Raw genomic sequence first — 2,309 nt, forward strand, 5'->3', positions numbered from 1 at the left:
GAGTATCTATCTCTATAGCGTTATCCATTTAAAGGATCGTTATACAAGAAAAAACACCAAGAAGAAGTGCGGATAATGCGTTCACATTCGGCTGCTTAAAAAGGGTGGAAAGGCTGTAGGTAAGGGATCAAAGCAAACAAAAAGAATGTGCAAATTCCTTTGAAATTTTTTGGAGGATTTGTTACAATAAAGGTGCTTATTTTTGTTCGGTAAGGATAGTTCGAAGTGTTCGTCTTGACTTATTGTAAGAGCAGGAATAGAGTAATACACAATGTGTGGATTGTCACACAAGGAGGAAAAGAGATATGTTACAAGGTAAAGTAAAATGGTTCAACGCTGAAAAAGGTTTCGGTTTCATCGAAGTAGAAGGACAAGACGATGTATTCGTTCATTTCTCTGCTATCCAAGGCGAAGGTTTCAAAACTTTAGAAGAAGGTCAAGAAGTTACATTTGAAATCGTTGAAGGCAACCGTGGACCACAAGCTGCTAACGTTCAAAAGTAATTTTTTTTATAAAGTTTAAGCCGATCAGCAGAACGTTTCTCTGGTCGTTCGTTAAACTAAACTGGGAGAAGGCCCCTTTTATAAAAGGGGTCTTTTCTTGTTCGCTTTTTACACCTTGTTGACGATTTCTTTGATTTTGTAGAAGTATTCAAATATGAAAAAAACTAGTCACGCAGTATAAAAAAAGCGTATAATGAAATGATGAAAATAGGAATTGTAGAGCAGAAAGGATTTTAAAACGTATGAACAACCAACTTCAAGAAACGATGGTCGATTCACGTCGTACATTCGCCATTATTTCTCACCCGGATGCCGGGAAAACAACGTTAACAGAAAAAATGCTGTTACTGGGCGGAATGATTCGTTCAGCCGGAACGGTTAAAGGAAAAAAATCAGGCAAGTTTGCTACATCTGACTGGATGGAAATCGAAAAACAACGTGGAATTTCGGTTACATCAAGTGTTATGCAGTTTGAGTATAAAGATCACTTTATTAACATCTTGGATACACCAGGACATGAAGACTTCAGTGAGGATACGTATCGTACCTTAACGGCTGTAGACAGTGCGGTCATGGTTATTGACGGAACGAAAGGGATTGAAGCACAAACGCTTAAACTTTTTAAAGTTTGTCGTATGCGTGGTATTCCTATTCTAACATTTATCAATAAATTAGACCRTGAAGGAAAAGAGCCGCTTGAGCTGCTTGAAGAAATTGAAGATGTACTTGGTATTGAATCATACCCTGTAACGTGGCCAATTGGCATGGGGAAACGATTCCAAGGAACGTATGACCGTTTTTCAAAACAAATTGAAGTATACCAAGGAAACAAAGAGTCATATTTTGCAGACTTTGACGGTGAAAATATCGACGATGAAATTAAAAAACACGTCGATGAAATGTATTTACCAGGCTTAGTGGATGATTTATCTCTATTAGACGAAGCAGGTAATGATTTTTCAATTGAAAAAGTAAAGCAAGGCCTATTAACACCTGTTTTCTTCGGAAGTGCGATTGCAAACTTTGGTGTACAGTCTTTCYTTAATTCATTTTTACAATTAACATCACCGCCGCAGCCTCGTGAATCAACGAATGGCACCGTTCAGCCTACGGATGAAAACTTCTCAGGTTTCATCTTTAAAATTCAAGCGAACATGAACCCAGCTCACCGCGACCGTATTGCGTTCGTACGCGTATGTTCAGGGAAATTCGAGCGTGGAATGAACGTGACGTTAGCAAGAACGAACCGTAAAATGAAGCTAGCGCAGTCTCATCAGTTCTTGGCATCAAGCCGTGAAACAGTAGACACAGCGTATCCAGGGGATATCATTGGCTTGTATGACTCGGGTACGTATCAGATTGGCGATACCATTGTAGGAGAGGGAAAAGTATTCGAATTTGATGCTCTTCCAAAGTTCCCGCCTGAACTGTTTGTAAAAGTTCGTGCGAAAAATGCAATGAAATCTAAGCACTTTGAAAAAGGGATTAATCAGCTTGTACAAGAAGGAGCCGTACAGCTTTACCGTACGCCGTTCTTTGGAGATTATATTTTAGGAGCAGTCGGTGAACTTCAGTTCCAAGTGTTTGAACACCGTATGAAAGGCGAGTACAACGTCGATCTTGAATTCACGCGCATGTCTCATAACATTGCAAAATGGGTAGACAAATCAACAATTGAAGATCGCATGCTAGATTCTCGCGTGATGCTAGTAGAAGATCGTGATAAACATGCCGTTCTTATGTTTGAAAACGATTTTGTATGGCGTTTGTTCCAGGACAAATATCCATCTGTTAAATTCCTAGACC

Annotated in this window: 2 protein-coding genes; both read left to right on the forward strand. The window is 39.4% G+C overall.

Annotated features, from left to right (window positions below):
* Nucleotides 1-305 precede the first annotated feature (305 nt).
* Nucleotides 306-503: a cold-shock protein CspD gene (cspD, locus tag AC1DRF_RS23720; RefSeq protein ID WP_013057877.1), complete on the forward strand. Its 198-nt coding sequence runs from the start codon at nt 306-308 to the stop codon at nt 501-503.
* 242 nt (nt 504-745) lie between these two features.
* The coding region (locus tag AC1DRF_RS23725; RefSeq protein WP_477741847.1) for a peptide chain release factor 3 at nt 746-2,309 on the forward strand (1,564 nt) is incomplete at its 3' end.

The organism is Priestia sp. P5_B4 (assembly GCF_056400385.1).